16 protein-coding genes are annotated in these 17923 nt (G+C 71.8%); 15 read left to right on the top strand and 1 reads right to left on the bottom strand.

Going from position 1 to position 17923, the window contains the following annotated elements:
• Positions 1–38: 38 nt before the first annotated feature.
• The 5 genes from OG285_RS24030 (at position 39) to OG285_RS24010 (ending at position 4392) form a co-directional block, all read left to right on the top strand.
• Positions 39–638 (top strand): RNA polymerase sigma factor, encoded by a 600-nt coding sequence (locus OG285_RS24030; RefSeq protein WP_371792169.1) that lies wholly within the window; start codon positions 39–41, stop codon positions 636–638.
• A gap of 352 nt (positions 639–990) precedes the next feature.
• Positions 991–1563, top strand: a complete 573-nt coding sequence (locus OG285_RS24025; protein ID WP_371792168.1) for a hypothetical protein — start codon at positions 991–993, stop codon at positions 1561–1563.
• On the top strand, positions 1560–2402 hold the full coding sequence (locus tag OG285_RS24020; protein ID WP_371792167.1) for an ABC transporter ATP-binding protein: 843 nt from the start codon (positions 1560–1562) through the stop codon (positions 2400–2402). The genes OG285_RS24025 and OG285_RS24020 overlap by 4 nt, the downstream gene beginning before the upstream one ends.
• Entirely contained in the window at positions 2399–3772 is a 1374-nt protein-coding gene (locus OG285_RS24015; protein ID WP_371792166.1) for a hypothetical protein, read from the top strand. Before OG285_RS24020 ends, OG285_RS24015 begins: the two co-directional genes overlap by 4 nt.
• A complete protein-coding gene (locus tag OG285_RS24010; RefSeq protein ID WP_371792165.1) occupies positions 3769–4392 on the top strand; it encodes a hypothetical protein in 624 nt (207 codons plus the stop codon). The genes OG285_RS24015 and OG285_RS24010 overlap by 4 nt, the downstream gene beginning before the upstream one ends.
• Positions 4393–4450: 58 nt before the next feature.
• On the opposite strand, the gene OG285_RS24005 is transcribed toward OG285_RS24010, so the two are convergent.
• On the bottom strand, positions 4451–4987 hold the full coding sequence (locus tag OG285_RS24005) for an HNH endonuclease (protein ID WP_164265239.1): 537 nt from the start codon (positions 4985–4987) through the stop codon (positions 4451–4453).
• A gap of 339 nt (positions 4988–5326) precedes the next feature.
• On the opposite strand from OG285_RS24005, the gene OG285_RS24000 reads away from it, so the two are divergent.
• From OG285_RS24000 to OG285_RS23955, 10 genes are all read left to right on the top strand, one after another.
• On the top strand, positions 5327–6379 hold the full coding sequence (locus OG285_RS24000; protein ID WP_371793599.1) for a mechanosensitive ion channel family protein: 1053 nt from the start codon (positions 5327–5329) through the stop codon (positions 6377–6379).
• Between the two features lie 224 nt (positions 6380–6603).
• Positions 6604–7812, top strand: a complete 1209-nt coding sequence (locus tag OG285_RS23995) for an ROK family transcriptional regulator (protein WP_356826011.1) — start codon at positions 6604–6606, stop codon at positions 7810–7812.
• A 123-nt stretch (positions 7813–7935) separates the two neighbouring features.
• The gene (locus tag OG285_RS23990) at positions 7936–9264 is read left to right on the top strand and encodes an ABC transporter substrate-binding protein (RefSeq protein WP_371792164.1); all 1329 of its coding nucleotides are present in this window, start codon (positions 7936–7938) and stop codon (positions 9262–9264) included.
• A gap of 7 nt (positions 9265–9271) precedes the next feature.
• Complete coding sequence (locus tag OG285_RS23985; RefSeq protein WP_356825868.1) at positions 9272–10213, top strand: sugar ABC transporter permease; 942 nt, start codon at positions 9272–9274, stop codon at positions 10211–10213.
• A gap of 5 nt (positions 10214–10218) precedes the next feature.
• Positions 10219–11118 (top strand): carbohydrate ABC transporter permease, encoded by a 900-nt coding sequence (locus OG285_RS23980; RefSeq protein WP_356825870.1) that lies wholly within the window; start codon positions 10219–10221, stop codon positions 11116–11118.
• Positions 11119–11123: 5 nt separating this feature from the next.
• On the top strand, positions 11124–12389 hold the full coding sequence (locus OG285_RS23975; protein WP_371792163.1) for a 6-phospho-beta-glucosidase: 1266 nt from the start codon (positions 11124–11126) through the stop codon (positions 12387–12389).
• Positions 12380–13435 carry an N-acetylglucosamine kinase gene (locus OG285_RS23970; RefSeq protein WP_371792162.1) on the top strand — a complete coding sequence of 352 codons (1056 nt, stop codon included), beginning with the start codon at positions 12380–12382 and terminating at the stop codon, positions 13433–13435. Before OG285_RS23975 ends, OG285_RS23970 begins: the two co-directional genes overlap by 10 nt.
• Positions 13436–13907: 472 nt before the next feature.
• Positions 13908–15332, top strand: a complete 1425-nt coding sequence (locus OG285_RS23965) for a hypothetical protein (RefSeq protein WP_371792161.1) — start codon at positions 13908–13910, stop codon at positions 15330–15332.
• A 92-nt stretch (positions 15333–15424) separates the two neighbouring features.
• Entirely contained in the window at positions 15425–16375 is a 951-nt protein-coding gene (locus OG285_RS23960) for a glutamate ABC transporter substrate-binding protein (RefSeq protein ID WP_356826013.1), read from the top strand.
• Positions 16376–16579: 204 nt separating this feature from the next.
• Entirely contained in the window at positions 16580–17917 is a 1338-nt protein-coding gene (locus tag OG285_RS23955; RefSeq protein ID WP_371792160.1) for a hypothetical protein, read from the top strand.
• Positions 17918–17923 lie beyond the last annotated feature (6 nt).

Raw genomic sequence — 17923 nt, 5'->3', positions numbered from 1 at the left:
GGTGAACCGATGACCCGTGCAACGGCGATAGAGAGAGCGTGAGACTGTTCCGCTCCCCGGGGGGAGCCCACGACGACGCCGGGGACGCGGCGCTGCTGCGGGCCGTGGCCAAGGGCGACCCGGCCGCGCTGGCCGCGCTCTACGACCGGCACGCGGGCTGGCTGCACGCGCGGCTCACCCGGCGGTGCGCCGACCCCGACGTCGTACGGGAAGTGCTGCAGGACACCTTCGTCACCGTCTGGCGGTCCGCGGGCTCACACCGTGGGGACGAGGCCGGCGGCTGGCTGTGGGTGATCGCGGGCCGCCGGCTGGTCGACGCACAGCGGGCGCTGACCCGTGCGGCCCGCGCGGAAAGCGCGGCACACGAGGCGGCCCCGGTGGCGGCGTCGGCCGAGGACCGGGTCCTGGCCGGGCTCGAATACGGGGACGTCGGCACCGCGCTCGACCGGATCTCGCCGGAGCTGCGCGACGTGCTGCGCGCCACGGTCGTCGACGGGCTGACGACCCGCGAGACCGCGCAGCTCCTCGGGATCCCGGAGGGGACGGTCAAGACGCGAGCGGTACGGGCCCGCCGCGAGCTGCGCGCCGCGCTGGCCGGCCTGGCACCCGGAGCAGGCCCCGTGGGAGGGACGGTATGAGCAGCCAGGACACCGCGCCGCACACCTGGCACGTCGGCGGGCCCCTCGCGGCCCGTTACGCGTCCGGGGAGGCCGCCGAGAAGGACGCGTGGTCGCTGGAGAAGCACGTCGAGGCGTGCGGGCCCTGTGCGGCCCGGGTGTCGGCCGCCGTGCGGGCGTCGGCCGCCGGCCCCGCGCTGGCCGGGGTCCGGGCCGCCGTGCTCGGGCAGGCTCGCACGTCCCGGGCCGCCGGGGGCGGCCCGGGACCGTCCGGGGCGCGCGGCACGGTTCACGGCCGGGCCGCGTCCTGCGTGCGGCGCGGGCCCCCCGGGCAGCGGGGCCCGCGCTGCCCGGCCCCTGGGCGGTGGCGGTGGTGCTGGTCGTGTTGGGGGCCGCCGGACTGGCCCACGGAGCCGGGCTCGCCGGAGCCCGCGCCGTCCTGCTGGCCCTGGCGCCGGTGGTGCCGGTCGCCGGTGTCGCCGTGTCGCACGGGCGGCACGCCGACCCGATGCACGAGATCGTCGCCTCGACCCCGTCGGGCGGGCTGCGGCTGCTCCTGATCCGGACCGCCACCGTGCTGGTGACAGGTGTTCCGCTGCTCACCGGCGCCGAGGCACTGCTGCCGGCCGACGACGGCGTTCCGGGAGCGGCCACCTGGCTGCTGCCCGGACTCGCGCTGACCCTGGGCTCGCTGGCGCTCGGCTCGTACGTGGGCTGCCGGGCCGCCGCCGCCGCGCTGGGCACCGGCTGGGCCTGCGCGGTGCTGCTGCCGGCGGCCGCTGCGGGGCCGTCCGGCGGACCGTTCCTGTTCGACGCGGTCTCCGGACAGCTCTCGTCCATCGTCTCGGGCGCTTCCGCCCAGAGCGGCTGGGCCGTCGCGGCTTCACTCTGCGCGGGGCTGCTGGCCCTGCGCCGTCACTCGTTCGACCGGATGGAGAAGGCATGAGTGTCACCAGCGCGACAGCCCCGCACGGCGGGGCGGGGGGACGCCGGGGCGGCGGAGCGGCCATCCGGCTCTCCGGCCTCACGGTCAGGCACCGCAGGACCACCGCTCTGGACTCCGTCGACCTCGACTTCGCCCCCGGCGTACACGGTCTGCTCGGCCCGAACGGCGCGGGCAAGACATCGCTGATCCGGGTACTCGCCACAGTCGCGGCCCCGGCGTCCGGCCGGGTCGAGATGATGGGCGAGGACATCGGCGAGCACCGGGGGCGGACAGCGGTGCGGCGCGGACTCGGCTATCTGCCGCAGGAGTTCGGCTACTACCCGGGCTTCACGGTGCGCGAGTTCGTGGCCTATGTGGCGTGGCTGAAGGAGATGCCCCGGGCCGGGACGGCGGAGGCCGTCGAGCGCGCCGTGGACCGGGTCGGGCTGGGCGACCGCATCGACGCGAAGATCAAGACGCTCTCGGGCGGGATGGTGCGGCGCGTCGGGATAGCCCAGGCCGTCGTGAACGACCCGGACGTCCTGCTCCTGGACGAGCCGACCGCCGGTCTCGATCCGGAGCAGCGCGTCGAATTCAGATCGCTGCTCCGTGAGTTGGGTGAGGGCTCCACGGTCATCGTCTCCACCCATCTGGTGGAGGACGTCGCCGTCGCCTGCACGGATGTGACGCTCATCGAGGCGGGCAGGATCGCCTACCGCGGTACGCCGGCCTCGCTGGCCGCCCTCGGCGAGAGCGCCGCGGGCCGCGACCGCGAGGGCAACGCCATCGAGCGCGGCTACACCACCGCCCTGCGCGAGCACCGCGCGGGCGCGCCGCTCACGGCCCGGTCCGCCGGGTGAGCGCGACCGTCCGTACGCCGTCGCCCGCAAGCACAGCGGCAGCTCCGCGGCCCGCTCCCCGCCCCTGGGCCGCTGAACTGCGCGGCGGGCTCACCCCATGGGCGGCGGTCGCCGTCTTCCTCACCCTGCTGGTGCCGCTGGTCAGCAAAGCCGCCTACTGGCAGGGCAGCTGGACGCAGACCGAGTACGAACTGCACACCGTCGCCACACTGCTCGGCGGCCCGATGGCAGCCGCCATCGGCTGCCGGCAGGGCGGCAGGGAGCACAGACGCGGTACGGCCGAGCTGCGCGCGTCGGCATCCCGTGGCCCGCTCGCCCAGTTCCTGACGGCGTCGCTGCCGGTGGCGGCCGGCCCGGCCGCGGGCTATCTGGCCGCCTCCGCCATCGCGCTGCCGGCCAGTTGGCCGTACACATCGGCGGGCAGCCCGCAGCTCTCCGTACATCTGGCGGACGCGCTGTACCTGGTGGCGATGGCGGTGGTGGGCCACGCCGCCGGGCGGGCGGTGCGCTGGCGGCTGGCCCCACCGCTGCTCGCCGTCTGCGCGTACGCCGCCCTCGGTGTCCCCTCCTACCAGGAGGGGGCGGTGCGCTTTCTGGACCCGGCGCTCCAGTACGGCACCGGTGAAGAGCTGCCCGTGTGGTGGCAGCCGTACGCGATGACCCTCTGGATCTGCGGGCTCGCCGCGGCCGTGGTGCTGCTGTGCGCGGCCCGCCGCCGGGCCCGCCCGCTGGCCCTGCTGCCGCTGGCCGCCGCGTGCGCCGTCGCCGTGCTCATCGTGCAGTCGGGCTCATCGATGTGGCGCGAGGATCCGGCCGCCCGCCGGGAGACCTGCGCGGGAACAGCGCTCCGGATCTGCGTCGCCGCCGTACACGGTGACCTGTTGCCGCAGGTGACCGCGGCTCTCAGCGGGATCGCCGGACGTCTCGCGGGGGTGGAGAACGCCCCGGACCGGCTCGACGACATCGCCGGTCCGGCCCGGCCGGACAGCAGAACCCTGCCGGAGTTCTTCCTCGGCCAGAGCGTCGTACGGGGCCGGCTCGCCGACCCGCAGCAGTTCGCCTGGGAGGTCGGGGTGACACTGGCGTACGGATCCTGCGGAATCGGCGACGGCGACGACCGTTTCCTCCGCACCAGCGGCGCCGTACAGGACTGGCTGATCTCCAGCGGCCTCAGCGAGCGGCGCCGGGCCTCGGACGAGTCGGCCGCGCGCCGGCGGGGCACGGCGGCCGATGTGGCCCGCGACAAGAAGGACCGTGCGGCTCTCGGCCGGCTGACGTCCATGGAGCCCGGGGCACGGCGCGGCTGGCTCGCCCGCTACTTCGCGGCCACCCAGGGGGCCTGCGACAGGAACGGGGTGCCCGCACTGTGAGCGGCACACCGCACGACCTCGACCCCAGGGCCCTGTACGCCCGTTCGCACGGGCTGCCGCTCACCGCGTACACGCTCGCTGGTACGGCCGTGCTCGCCGCCTGGGCCGCGCACGCGCTGCACGCCTACCTCGGCCCCGGCCGTCTGGTGCCCGTCGTGGCGCTGGCGCCGATGCTCGCGGCCGCCGCGATCGGCACCGCACTGCACGAGCACTCGGCCGAGCTCAACCGCACGGCCGTGCGCCTCTGGTGGCCGCGGCGGCTGGCCGTCCTGCTGGCCCTGACCGCGCTCGCGGCCGGCTCGCTGGCACTCGCCGTGCCGGGAGGTGCCCAGGAGTTCGGCGCCCCGGCCGTCGTCCGCAATCTCCTGGGCGCCGAGGGCATCGCGGCAGCGTCCGCCGCCGTGATCGGCGCCCGGCTCAGCTGGCTGCCCGTGATCGCCTTCCTCAGCTCGGCGTATCTGGCGGGCGGGGGCCCTGCGGGGCGGGCGGTCCTGGTGTGGGACTGGCCGGTGCGGCCCGGGGCACAGCCGGGCGCCTGGGTGACGGCCTCGCTGCTGTTCCTGGGCGGCGCCACGCTGTACACGGTGCGCGGCGCCCGCCGGGACGACTCCGACGGCTGACGCGGCGGATCTCCGGGGGCGGCACCCGCGTCCGCCCCCGGCGCCACCGCCCGGGCCGTCAGGCCGATACGCCGTCGATCCGTGCCATCGCGTCCTCCGCGCCGAACGGCTGCAGATACGGCAGCCAGCGCGGGTCCCGGTGTCCGGTGCCGATGATGCGCCAGGCGAGGCCGCTCGGCGGGGCCGGCTGGTGGCGCAGGCGCCAGCCCAGTTCCAGCAGGTGCCGGTCGGCCTTGACGTGGTTGCAGCGGCGGCACGCGGCCACCACATTGTCCCAGCGGTGCTGCCCGCCGCGGCTGCGCGGAATGACATGGTCGACGCTGGTTGCGACGCCACCGCAGTACATACAGCGGCCGCCGTCACGCGCGAAGAGCGCACGGCGGGTGAGCGGGACGGGCCCCCGGTAGGGGACGCGCACGAACCGCTTCAGCCGGACGACACTGGGCGCGGGGACGATGCGGGTGGCACTGTGCATGAAGGCGCCGGATTCCTCCAGGGAGACTGCCTTGTTCTCCAGGACGAGGACGAGCGCGCGACGGAGCGGTACGACGCCGAGCGGCTCGTACGACGCGTTGAGGACCAGGACGTGCGGCACGGTGGATGCCTCCTTGTACGCCGGCGGCGCGTGGCTCGCGCCGGGACGATCTGCTCTCAGTCTCTCCTCATGCCTGGTGGAAGCGCCACCAACGTCAGGTAACGGGCTCGGAGTGTTTTCGTCCACACCTGACCGTTCCTGAGCGTTCGCGCGCCGTTCCCGCCAGTTTTCAGCGGCTGCGAGCGGTTCCCAGCCGTTCACGCCGGTTCCCCGCGTGGGATACATCTCTCCGCCGAACAGGTCGGCGGATGCAGCCGTGATGCGCCGTTAGTGTGGAGGTTCTGCCCGCTTCTCCTGGAGGTTTCCGCTGTGAACGCCGTGCATGCTGTCACCTGGTCCCTGGCGACGGGCGGCAGCTCTCGGCCCGGTACGGCCGACACGCTCGACGACGCTCAGAAGTCCGCGACGAATGCAGCCGACTGGGTGCAGCAGAACTGGTCCACCTGGCTGTCGATCGGACTGCGGATCATCCTCATCCTGGTCATCGCCACCGTGCTGCGCGCCCTCGTCCGGCGCGCGCTCACCCGGCTGATAGAGCACATGAACCGCAGCGCGACGGCCGTCGAAGGCACCGCGCTCGGCGGCCTGCTGGTCAACCAGGAGCGCCGCCGCCAGCGCTCCGAGGCGATCGGTTCGGTGCTGCGCTCGGTGGCGTCCTTCGTGATCCTCGGCACCGCGGCACTGATGGTGCTCTCCACCCTCAAGATCGATCTGGCGCCGCTGCTCGCGTCGGCCGGTGTCGCGGGTGTCGCGATCGGGTTCGGTGCGCGCAATCTGGTCACCGACTTCCTCTCCGGTGTCTTCATGATCATGGAGGACCAGTACGGCGTGGGGGACAACATCGACGCGGGGGTGGCGACCGGCGAGGTCATCGAGGTCGGCCTGCGGGTGACCAAGCTCCGCGGCGACAACGGCGCGATCTGGTACGTGCGCAACGGTGAGATCAAACGGATCGGCAACCTCAGCCAGGGCTGGGCGACGGCCGCCGTGGACGTCCAGGTGAAGCCGACCGAGAACCTGGAGCGGCTGCGCGAGGTCATCAGCGTGGTCGCGCAGGACCTGGCCAAGTCCGAACCGTGGAACGAACAGCTCTGGGGCCCGGTCGAGATCCTCGGCCTGGACTCGGTGCTCCTGGACTCGATGGTCATCAGGGTCACCGCCAAGACGATGCCGGGCAAGGCCCTGGGCATCGAGCGGGAGCTGCGCTGGCGGCTCAAGATCGCACTCGACGAGGCGGGCATCCTGGTCGTGGGCGGCCCGGTCACGGTCGACACGGAGGAACCGCCGGTCGATTCGGCGGCCTCCATGTCGGCCCCTTCCGCCCTGGCCAGCCCGACATCCCCGCAGTCGCTCGCCGCGTCGCCGATCCCGCCGCAGAACCTCTCGAAGTAGCGGCCGGGAGGGGCGGGACGCCCGGAGCCCGTACCACCGCCGTTCACCCTCCGTACGCACGAGCGCCCCGCAGGACACGCGGGGCGCTCATTTCGTGTGCCCAGGTAACGCTTTGGTTGCCGGACCGGGACAGACCATTGACGCCCGGCTGACCTGCGGCCTACGTTCCTCACACCGAATTGGAAACTTTCCTAACAGTGGCGCGAGGGGCAGGTGCGTACGACGTGGCCGGTGGCACGACTCCAGGAACCCCGCGCGTGCTGCGGGCGATGAACGACCGCGCCGCACTCGACCTGCTGCTTGAGCACGGTCCGCTCTCCCGCACGAAGATCGGCAAACTGACCGGTCTCTCCAAGCCGACCGCCTCCCAACTGCTGGCGCGCCTGGAGGCCGCCGGGCTCGTGGTGGCGACCGGCACCAGTGAGGGCCGCCCCGGACCGAGCGCACAGCTCTACGCGGTCAACGCCGGGGCCGGCCACGCCGCCGGGATCGACGTGAACCCGCAGCGCATCCGGGCCGCCGTCGCGGACCTCACCGGCCGCACCGTCGGCGAGTTCCGCCTCGCGACCCCCGGCAGGCGCGGCACCGGCGTCGTCCAGCAGGTGACCGACGCCCTGGACGGCGCCACGAAGGCCGCAGGACTGGTGCGGGCCGATCTGCGGCGCGTGGTGGTGGGCACCCCGGGCGCCTTCGACCCGAACACCGGCCGGCTGCGGTACGCCTCCCACCTGCCCGGCTGGCACTCCCCCACGCTGCTCGACGAGCTGGCGGCGGCGCTGCCGATGCCCGTCGAGTACGAGAACGACGTCAATCTGGCCGCCGTCGCCGAGCAGCGGCTGGGCGCCGCCCGCGGCCACGAGGACTTCGTACTGCTCTGGAACGAGGAGGGTGTCGGTGCCGCCGTCGTCCTCGGCGGCCGGCTGCACCGCGGCTTCACCGGCGGCGCGGGCGAGGTCGGCTTCATGCCGGTGCCCGGCGCCCCGCTGGTGCGTCAGGTGACCAAGGCCAACGCGGGCGGCTTCCAGGAGCTCGCCGGCTCCCAGGCGCTGGCCAGGCTGGCCAGGGAGCTGGGCGTCGAGGGCGTCGGCAGCGGTTCGCACACCGAGGTCGCGAGCGCGCTGATCGCCGAGGCCGCGCGGGCCGACGGAGGCCCGTACCGCCGTCTCCTGGAGGTCTTCGCCACCGCGGTGGCCACCGGCCTCGCCTCGCTGGTGGCCGTGCTCGACCCCGAACTCCTGGTGCTCTCCGGCGATCTGATCGTCGCGGGCGGCGAACCGCTGCGTGAACTCGTACAGCGCGAGCTGGCCGAGCTGGCAGCTTCCCGGCCCCGGCTCGTCCTCGGCTCCGTACGCGAACAGCCCGTCCTGCGCGGGGCGCTGGAGAGCGCACTCGCCACCACCCGCGACGAGGTCTTCGACACCTCGGCCCACTGACCCCCCGCTTCCCCCAGCAGCGCCCGGCCCCGTCCCGTACCCCTTCGCTTCCCCCCAGCGCCCCCGCAAGCAGCTCCGCGAGTACCCCCGTACTGCCCAGATCCGCCAGAGGGAGATTCCGTCATGCCCAGAAAACGCCGACTGGCCGCGGCCGCCGTCGCATCCATGTCCCTGCTCGCCTCGGCCTGTACGGGCCAGAGCTCGGGCGGCGCGAACGACGACGTGAACGCGCGGACCACCATCACCTTCTGGCACGGCTGGAGCGCCGCGAGCGAGGTCAAGGCGATGCAGGCGGACGTCGACCGCTTCGAGAAGATCCACCCGAACATCAAGGTGAAGGTCGTCGGCAACATGACCGACGACAAGATCAACCAGGCGCTGCGCGGCGGCGGTTCGGACGCCCCCGACGTGGTCTCCTCCTTCACCACCGACAACGTCGGCAAGTTCTGCTCGTCCGGTGCCTTCGCGGATCTGAAGCCGTTCCTCGCCAAGTCGAAGATCGATCTGGACAAGACCTTCTCCAAGCCGCTCCAGGACTACACGCAGTTCGACGGGGTGCGCTGCACCCTGCCGCTGCTCAGCGACGCGTACGCGCTCTACTACAACAAGGACGCCTTCAAAGCCGCGGGGATCACCTCACCGCCGAAGACCTGGACCGAGTTCGACCGGGACGCCGTCAAGCTGACGAAGCCCGAGGGCGACTCGTACCGCCAGCTCGGCTTCATGCCGACCTTCCACGGCTACGAGTCGACGCCGAGCCACATGGTGGCGCAGTGGAGCCCGGCCTACGTCGGCGAGGACGGCAAGTCCGACGTCGCCAGGGACCCGGCCTTCGCGAAGATGTTCACCTGGCAGCAGGGCCTGGTGAACAAGCTGGGCGGCTTCGGCAAGCTGGAGAAGTTCCGGGCCACGTTCGGCGACGAGTGGGGCGCCAAGCACCCCTTCCAGACCGGCCAGGTCGCCATGCAGGTCGACGGCGAGTGGCGGCTCGGGATGGCCCAGGACGCCAAGTCGAAGGTGGACATCGGCATCGCGCCGCTGCCGGTCCCCGACGACCAGGCCGCCTCGTACGGCAAGGGCTACATCACCGGCACGATCGCCGGTATCGCGTCGACCAGCAAGAAGCAGAACGCCTCCTGGGAGTTCGTGAAGTACATCACCACCGACACCGACGCTGTCGTGGACTTCGCCAACGACATCCACAACATCCCGTCCACGCTGGCCGCGCTGAAGTCGCCGAAGCTGAAGTTCGACCCGCGGCTGAAGACGTTCCTGGACATCGCGCGGAACCCGGCTTCCAGCACCACGCCCCCGTCGGTCAACGGCGGCACCTACCAGGTGACCCTCCAGGACTTCGGATACGACTTCGAGTCCGGCAGGACGAAGGATCTGAAGGCCGGTCTGCGCAGGACCGCGTCGCAGATCGACAAGGACAACGAGAAGGCGAAGTAGCCTCGCCATGACCACGTACACCCCGCGTTCGAAGCGCCGCCGGGCGGCGGTGCGCACGGCGGCCTTCATGTCGCCCTGGCTCATCGGCTTCTGCGTCTTCTTCGTGTACCCGCTGGTCTCGACCGTCTACTTCTCCTTCACGAAGTACGACGGCTTCAGGGCCCCGGCGTTCAACGGCCTGACGAACTGGACGTACGTCTTCACCGAGTACCCGGACTTCTGGCCCGCGATGCGCAACACGCTCTGGCTCGTGGTCGTGATGGTCGCCTGCCGGGTGGTCTTCGGACTCGGCATCGGGATGCTGATCACCAGGATCAAGACGGGTGCCGGGATCTTCCGGACCCTGTTCTACCTGCCGTACCTCGCACCGCCGGTCGCCGCGACGCTGGCCTTCGTCTTCCTGCTCAACCCGGGAACAGGGCCGGTCAACTCGATCCTCGGCGGCATCGGACTGCCGACGCCCGGCTGGTTCACCGACGCCACCTGGTCGAAGCCCGCGCTCACGATGCTCGCGGTGTGGGGCATCGGCGACCTGATGGTGATCTTCATGGCCGCGCTCCTCGACGTACCGAAGGAGCAGTACGAGGCGGCGGAGCTGGACGGCGCGTCCGCGGTGCAGCGCTTCCGGTTCGTGACGCTGCCGAACATCTCGCCGATCATCATGTTCGCCGTGGTCACCGGGATCATCCAGGCGATGCAGTACTACACCCAGCCACTGGTGGCCGGGAAGGTCGCATCGGGCATCATCGGCGGCTCCGGGCAGCAGTTCTCGCCCGGCTTCCCCGACAAATCCACGCTGACCCTGCCCCAGCTCGTCTACACACTGGGCTTCCAGCGCTTCGACTACGGCTCCGCGTGCGTGGTCGCGCTCGTCCTCTTCGCCCTGGCCATGGCGTTCACCGCACTGCTGATGCGGCGCCGCAGCGGGCTCGTACAGGCAGGTGACTGACCGTCATGACACAGCTCACCCAGGTCGCCGACAACCCACCGGCCCGGATCGTGGCCGACGGCGCCCGGCGGACCGCCCGCCGCAGGACCCTGCTGCACTGGATCGCGGTGCACGCGCTGGGCGTGGCCGCCGCGCTCTTCTTCGTGCTGCCGTTCGTCTTCGTGATCCTCACCTCGCTGATGAGCGACCAGCAGGCACTCACCCGCGACCTGTGGCCGCACACCTTCGAGTGGTCCAACTACCGCAAGGTCTTCGACACCCCGGGCTTCCTGTCCTGGTGGCGGAACACCCTGCTGTACGCGGGTCTCGGCACCGTACTGACCGTGGTGTCCTCGCTGCCCGTGGCGTACGCGCTCGCCAAGTTCCGCTTCCGCGGCCGGCATCTGTCGCTGATGCTCGTCATCTCGATGATGATGCTGCCGCCGCAGGTCGTCATCATCCCGATGTACCTGTTCTGGGCGAAGCAGCTGGACCTGTCGGGCACGCTCTGGCCGCTGATCATCCCGATGGCGTTCGGCGACGCGTTCTCCATCTTCCTGCTGCGGCAGTTCCTGCTGACCATCCCCGACGAGTACATCGACGCGGCCAAGGTCGACGGCTGCGGCGAATTCCGCACGCTGCTGAAGGTCATCGTCCCGATGGCCAGGCCGGGGATCGCCGCCGTCGCGCTCTTCCAGTTCTTCTACGCCTGGAACGACTACTTCGGCCCGCAGATCTACACCTCGGAGAACCCGGCCGCCTGGACGCTCTCCTACGGCCTGGAGTCCTTCAAGGGCGCACACCACACCGACTGGAATCTGACCATGGCCGCGACCGTCCTGGTCATGGCCCCCGTGATCCTCGTCTTCTTCTTCGCACAGAAGGCATTCGTCGAGGGCGTCACACTGACCGGAGTGAAGGGTTAGCTGAAATGAAGCTCGCAGTAGTGGGGGGCGGGTCCACCTACACGCCCGAACTCATCGACGGTTTCGCACGGTTGCGGGACACACTGCCGATCAGTGAGCTGGTGCTCGTCGACCCGGCGGCGGACCGTCTTGAACTGGTGGGCGGTCTCGCCCGCCGGATCTTCGCCAGGCAGGGGCACCCGGGCACCATCACGACGACGTCGGACCTCGACGCGGGCGTCGAAGGCGCCGACGCGGTCCTGCTCCAGCTGCGCGTCGGCGGCCAGGCCGCCCGGCAGCAGGACGAGACCTGGCCGCTGGAGTGCGGTTGCGTCGGGCAGGAGACGACGGGCGCGGGCGGCCTCGCCAAAGCCATGCGCACGGTGCCGGTGGTACTGGACATCGCCGAGCGCGTACGGCGCACCAACCCCGACGCCTGGATCATCGACTTCACCAACCCGGTGGGCATCGTCACCCGGGCGCTGCTCCAGGCCGGGCACAAGGCCGTAGGGCTCTGCAACGTCGCCATCGGCTTCCAGCGGAAGTTCGCCGCGCACCTCGATGTCGCACCGTCGGACGTGTTCCTCAACCATGTCGGGCTCAACCACCTCAGCTGGGAGCTGGGTGTCCGCCTGGGCGGCCCCGACGGTGCGGACGTCCTGCCGAAGCTGCTCGGCGAGCACGGCGACGCGATAGCCGACGACCTGCGTCTGCCGCGCTCGGTCGTGGACCGGCTCGGCGTGGTGCCCTCGTACTACCTGCGCTACTTCTACGCACACGACGAGGTGGTCCGGGAGCTGGGCAGCAAGCAGTCGCGGGCCGCGGAGGTCGCCGCGATGGAGAAGGAACTGCTCACCATGTACGGCGACCCGAAGCTGGACGAGAAGCCCGCGCTGCTCGCCAAGCGCGGCGGCGCCTTCTACTCGGAGGCGGCCGTCGATCTGGCGTCCTCGCTGCTGGGGTCGGGAGGCTCCCGCTACCAGGTGGTCAACACGTACAACAACGGCACGCTGCCCTTCCTCCCCGACGACGCCGTGATCGAGGTGCAGGCGACGGTGGACGGCAACGGCGCGACGCCACTGGCCGCGCCCGCGCTCGACCCGCTGTACGCCGGTCTGGTCGCGAACGTCACGGCGTACGAGGACCTCGCCCTGGAAGCCGCGCTGCGCGGCGGCCGGGACCGGGTGTTCCGGGCGCTCCTGGCGCACCCGCTGATCGGGCAGTACGCGTACGCCGACGAGCTGACGGACAAGCTCGTCGCGCACAACCGGGAGCACCTCGCGTGGGCCTGACAGCAGGTGTGCTGGCGATCGACGCCGGTAACAGCAAGACGGACGTGGCCGTCATCGCGGCGGACGGCACCGTCCTGGGCCGGGGCCGCTCCGGCGGTTTCCAACCGTCGGTGGTGGGGGTCGGGGCGGCGGTGGACGTACTGGCCGTCGCGGTCGGGGCGGCGGTCGCGGAGGCGGCGGCCGCGGCACCCGCCGCGGCCTGTGCTGGTGTTGGTGCTGGCGGGGTCGGTGCTGGTGCTCGTGGCGGTGCTGATGGGGCCGGTGTTCCGCCGTACGCCTCGTTCGTCTCGGCCTGTCTGGCCAACGCCGATCTCCCGGTCGAGGAGCGGGACCTGACCGTCGCCATCGAGGCACGCGGCTGGGGCCGGGCGGTCGAGGTCCGCAACGACACCTTCGCCATCCTGCGCGCGGGCGTGGACGAGCCGCGCGGGGTGGCCGTCGTGTGCGGGGCCGGCATCAACTGTGTCGGGATGACGCCCGACGGGCGGACCGCCCGCTTCCCCGCGATCGGCCGCATCTCCGGCGACTGGGGAGGCGGCGGCGGCCTGGCCGACGAGGCGCTGTGGCATGCGGCGCGCGCCGAGGACGGACGCGGGGGGCGCACCGAGCTGATGCGGACGGTGCCCGCGCACTTCGGGCTGCCGACGATGTACGCCGTGATCGAGGCGCTCCACCTGGGCCGGATCCCGGCGGAGCGCAAGCACGAGCTGACGCCGGTCCTCTTCGCGACGGCGGCGGCCGGTGACCCGGTCGCCCGCTCGGTCGTCGACCGGCAGGCGGAGGAGGTCGTCGCGCTCGCCGCGGTGGCCCTCGGCCGGCTCGGCCTGCTCGACGAGGAGACCCCGGTGCTGCTGGGCGGGAGCGTACTGGCCGCCCGGCACCCACAGTTGGACGGCCGCGTACGGCAGCTGCTGGCCGACCGTGCGCCGAAGGCCGTGCCCCGGGTGGTGTCGGCCTCTCCGGTGCTCGGCGCCGCCCTGCTGGGTCTTGACCGGATCGCGGCCCCCCCGGAGTCGTATGCGTGGGTGCGGGAGCAGTACGCCTGAGGGGCGGCGTCCGCGGGGCCGAGGGGCCCGAGGGGGGTTGTGGTCCGCGTGGAGCGGAGCACAACCCCCTTTCCGTACGCCCCTGATGTGCGGATTCCGCCTGGATGGGGCCCTGGTGACACTCGAACGGCAGGGCGTGAAGGGGAACCGAATGGGGCCGGGCGGCGTATTCAAGGTGGGGGCGGATCGGGGCGGACGCGGGGAGGGGCATGCGACAGATCGATCAAGATCCGGCCAATCCTGGTGTGCGTACCGGGCCCCGGCGGCCATACTGCTGGCCGGGCATTGGTCTTCCTGTTCCCGGACGTTCATGAACGTCCGGGGAGTTCGTGAACGGTCAGGGGGTTCATGAACGGGTCAGGCGGACCATGAACTCCAGGCGGTTCACGGACGCCAGGCGGTTCGTGGCAAGGAAGTTCATGGCGGCATCGTGACAGCGTGAAGGACAGCGTGAAGGACAGGGGGAGGTCGAGTGGTACACCCGCCGAACGGGGGCACAGCGCAGGGTCCACCGCCCGCGCAGACGCCTCCGCCCGCGTCACCCGTGCGAGTGCGCGTGCCCGCGCAGGGTCCCGTTCCACCGGCGCGAGGCAGCGCCTGGGAGGGGTCCCGGGACCGGTTGCGCGCCGCAGCGACCACGGAGCCGGGCCGACTGTGGATCATGGGAACGCTGGTGGCCGCGCTGGTCGTGGTCTTCGGAGCGGTGACCGCCTTCGAGATCTCGGACCGGGCGGCGTCCGCCGACGACGTGGTCAGCCGCAGTCAGCCGCTCAGCGCGGACGCCGCGAACATCTACCGCTCGCTGGCCGATGCGGACACCGCGGCGGCGAGCGGCTTCCTCGCGGGCTCCGTGGAGCCGGCGGACGTGCACGCACGGTACGACAGCGACATCGCGACGGCGTCCCGGCTGCTGGTGAAGGCCGCTTCCCACACCGACGGTTCGTCCGAGTCCGGACGCCAGATCGCCGAGCTCAACGAGCAGCTCCCGCGCTACACGGGGCTGGTGGAGCGTGCCCGCGCGAACAACCGGCAGGGGCTGCCGCTCGGCGGCGCCTATCTGCGGTACGCCAACCAGCAGATGAGCACGCGGCTGCTGCCCGCAGCGGAGAAGCTCTACGAGGCGGAGACGGGCCGGCTGTACGACGACTACGACTCGGCCACGCTCTGGCCGTACTTCGGCACCGCCGTGGGGGTCCTGGCCCTTGTCGGCCTCGGCTACGTCCAGCGGCGCAACTACCTGCGGACCAACCGGGTGTTCAACCACGGCCTGCTGGCCGCGTCGGCCGCCTCCGTCGCGGTGCTGCTGTGGCTGGTGACCGGACACCTGGTCGCGGCCTCTGATCTGCACACGTCGCGTACACACGGCCAGGAGTCGCTGAAGGTGCTCAACGACGCGCGCATCAGTTCTCTGAAGGCCCGTTCCAACGAGAACCTCACCCTCGTCTCGCGCGGTTCCGTGCTGACCAAGGACGGCAAGCACGACCAGTACGAGTCCGACTACACCAAGGACATGGCCGCCCTGGTCAGCGGGCTCGGCAGGGCGAAGAGCCTGGCCGGTGACGACGAGGCGGGCAGCGGTCCGGTGAAAGCAGCCCAGGACGACGTGACCACCTGGAAGCACCGGCATGCCGCGGCACGCCGTACCGACGACAGCGGCGACTACGAGGGCGCGCTCACGGAGGTCATCGGCAGGAAGGGCTCGACCGGCCAGTCCTTCGACCAGGTGGACAAGGCGCTGGACCGGGCGCTCGGCCATGAGCAGCAGATGTTCACCCGGGCCGCGTCGGACGGACGGGGCGCGCTGACCGGGCTTCCGGTGGGCGCCGCGGCGCTGGCCGTGCTGGGTGCGGCGGGCGCCGGTCTGGGCATCAGCCGCAGGCTTTCGGAGTACAGGTGAGCGGGGGCCAGGTGAGCGGGGGCCAGGTGAGGAGCGGCAGCGTGCTGAAACCGAGGACCGGCAGGCTCCGCGGCTGGGGCGGCGTCACGGCGATGGCCGTGGCATGCGCGCTGACCGCGGCCGCGACCGTGCTCCCGCTCGTCCTGGACAGCGGCTCCGGCGGCGGCGCGCCGTCCGGCGGGCAGCGGGTGGCGCAGGCCGCGCCCGCGAAGGCCGAGACCTGTACCGACCCGGAGGCGAGCCTCACACCGTCCGGCGCCGACGGACCCACCATCGACCGGATCAAGAAGGCCGGCCACCTGGTCGTCGGTGTCGACCAGAACAGTTACCGCTGGGGCTACCGCGACCCGGCCAACGGCGACAGGCTGGACGGCTTCGACATCGCTCTCGTCCGGGCCATAGCGAAGAACATCCTGGGCAGCGAGAACAAGGTCACCTACCGCGCCATCCCCACCAACGAGCGGATCGAGGCGCTGCAGGAGAACAAGGTCGACATCGTCGTACGGACGATGACGATCAACTGCGAGCGGGTCAGGCAAGTCGCCTTCTCCACGGCCTACTTCCAGGCCGGCCAGCAGGTACTGGCGCCCAGGGGCTCCACGATCACCGGATACAACGACACGCTCAAGGGCAAGAAGGTCTGCACGGCGACCGGCTCGACGGCGTACGACGCCCTGAAGGCCAAGTCGTACGGCGCGGTCTTCGCGGACACGGCGACCGAGCAGCGGACGGTACCCAACCAGCTGGACTGTCTGGTCAAGCTCCAACTGGGCCTGGTCGACGCGGTGGTCACGGACAACGCGCTGGCGGCCGGCCAGGCGGCGCAGGACCCGGCCGTCGACCTCAAGGGCCATCCGTTCACCACCGAGTACTACGGCGTGGCAACGAAACTGGGGAACGACGATCTGGTGCGCCGGATCAACCAGGTGCTCGTCGACTACCGCAGGGGCGGCGACGAAAGCCCCTGGATGAAGGCGTACAGGACGTGGCTCGCGGCGGATCTGAAGGGAATCGAGGGGCCTCCCGCACCGAAGTACCGGTAGCCGGCCGCGTACCGGAAGAGCCGAGTACCGGTAGAACAGCACGGTCATGGGCAGAACTTGACACTGTAGGCAGCACAGAACAGCGGCACAGCACACCAGCACTGGACAGCGGCACAGGACAGCGCTGGACAGGACAGCACGGCACAGGACAGCGCGGCACAGAACGACAACACCGCACAGACCGGTGGAGCGGAGAGGTGATCGATGGGCGTCACGGGTTCCGTCCCCAGCCCCGGCGGGCCGGGAAGCGCCCCCGGACCGGTGATGGACCGGGACGAGGTCGACCGTGCGCTGGCACGGCTCGGCGCCGAGCACGAGGCCATCGAGACCTCGCTCCTCGCTCTGCAGGACCATGCCGGACGCCGGCTCCTCGAAGGCGCCGAGCTGACGGGGGTCACCAAGGACCGCTGGGCCGCCACCGAGCAGTCGATCACCGTGCTCTGGACGTACTTCGACGCGTACGCGAAGGCGCTGGAGGAGGCCCGTACGCTGCGTTCCCGGCGGCGCTGGCCGGGCCGGGAGGACCTGGTCGAGCTCACCGACGTACTGCGCGGCCGGGGTGTCACCCTGGCGAGCACCGCGGCCCAGCTCCCGGCCGCCCTCACCGGACCGGCCGGGCTCACCGAGCGGTTCTCGCTCGAAGAGCTGGTGACCCGGATGAACGGGCTGTACGCGCAGTCGCTGGACATGGTCGTCGCGTCGGACTCGGTGTGGTCGGCGCTGCCCGCCCGGATCGACCTGCTCGCGGCGGAGCTGGCGCGCACCCGTTCGCTGGCGCACTCGGTCGGCGTACGCCCCGGTGAACACCCGGCGGGCGACGACCTGGAATCGATCACCCAGGAGCTGGCCGCGCTGCGCGCCGGGGTGATATCCGACCCGCTGGCGTACTGGGTTCCCGCGCAGGGGAGTTCGGCCCCCGGCGGCGGGCGGGCCGACACCGGGCGCTACGACCGGGCCGCCCGCGCCCTGGAGGAGATCCGCCGCGAGATCGACGCGGTGCTCACCGTCCGGCAGGACGCCGAGCAGCGGCTGCTGCGGCTGCGGGACGTGCTGACCCGCGCGGACCGCACCCTCACCGAGGCCAGATCGGCGCGCGGTGAGGTGCTGGCGAAGATCGCCGCGTCCGAGGTGCCCGCGGTGAGCGGCCCTTCGACGGGGCTCCAGGAGCAGCTGCGGGCCGCCGCCGAGTACCGCAGGCACGCCCAGTGGCACCGGCTATCCCCGCTCCTGGAATCCCTCGAACGGGAGGCCGACGACGAGCTGCACCGCGCCCGTGACTCGCTGTCCGCGGTGACCGCGCCGCTCGCCGTCCGCGCGGAGCTGCGCGGCCGGCTGGACGCGTACCGGGCGAAGGTCGCCCGGCACGGGATGGCGGAGGATCCCCTGCTGATCGAGCGGTACGACGCGGCCCGCAGAATGCTGTGGAGCGCGCCGTGCGATCTGCGTGTCGCCGAACAGGCGGTGCTCCGCTATCAGCAGGCCACGGCGGAGGTCCTGGTCCCGAGACAGTCCGGGCCCACCGACCACAGGGGGAACGCGTGAGGGATG

This window comes from Streptomyces sp. NBC_01471, assembly GCF_041438865.1.
In the GTDB taxonomy this organism is placed as follows: Bacteria; Actinomycetota; Actinomycetes; order Streptomycetales; family Streptomycetaceae; genus Streptomyces.
This window is presented reverse-complemented; position numbering and strand designations above follow the sequence as displayed.

What these genes read in the sequence shown, in the direction of transcription:
- OG285_RS23990 (WP_371792164.1), top strand. Translation starts at nt 7,936, where the DNA reads ATGCCCAGAAAACGCCGACTGGCCGCGGCCGCCGTCGCATCCATGTCC.
- OG285_RS23960 (WP_356826013.1), top strand. Translation starts at nt 15,425, where the DNA reads ATGGCCGTGGCATGCGCGCTGACCGCGGCCGCGACCGTGCTCCCGCTC.
- OG285_RS24020 (WP_371792167.1), top strand. Translation starts at nt 1,560, where the DNA reads ATGAGTGTCACCAGCGCGACAGCCCCGCACGGCGGGGCGGGGGGACGC.
- OG285_RS23955 (WP_371792160.1), top strand. Translation starts at nt 16,580, where the DNA reads ATGGGCGTCACGGGTTCCGTCCCCAGCCCCGGCGGGCCGGGAAGCGCC.
- OG285_RS23975 (WP_371792163.1), top strand. Translation starts at nt 11,124, where the DNA reads ATGAAGCTCGCAGTAGTGGGGGGCGGGTCCACCTACACGCCCGAACTC.
- OG285_RS23980 (WP_356825870.1), top strand. Translation starts at nt 10,219, where the DNA reads ATGACACAGCTCACCCAGGTCGCCGACAACCCACCGGCCCGGATCGTG.
- OG285_RS23985 (WP_356825868.1), top strand. Translation starts at nt 9,272, where the DNA reads ATGACCACGTACACCCCGCGTTCGAAGCGCCGCCGGGCGGCGGTGCGC.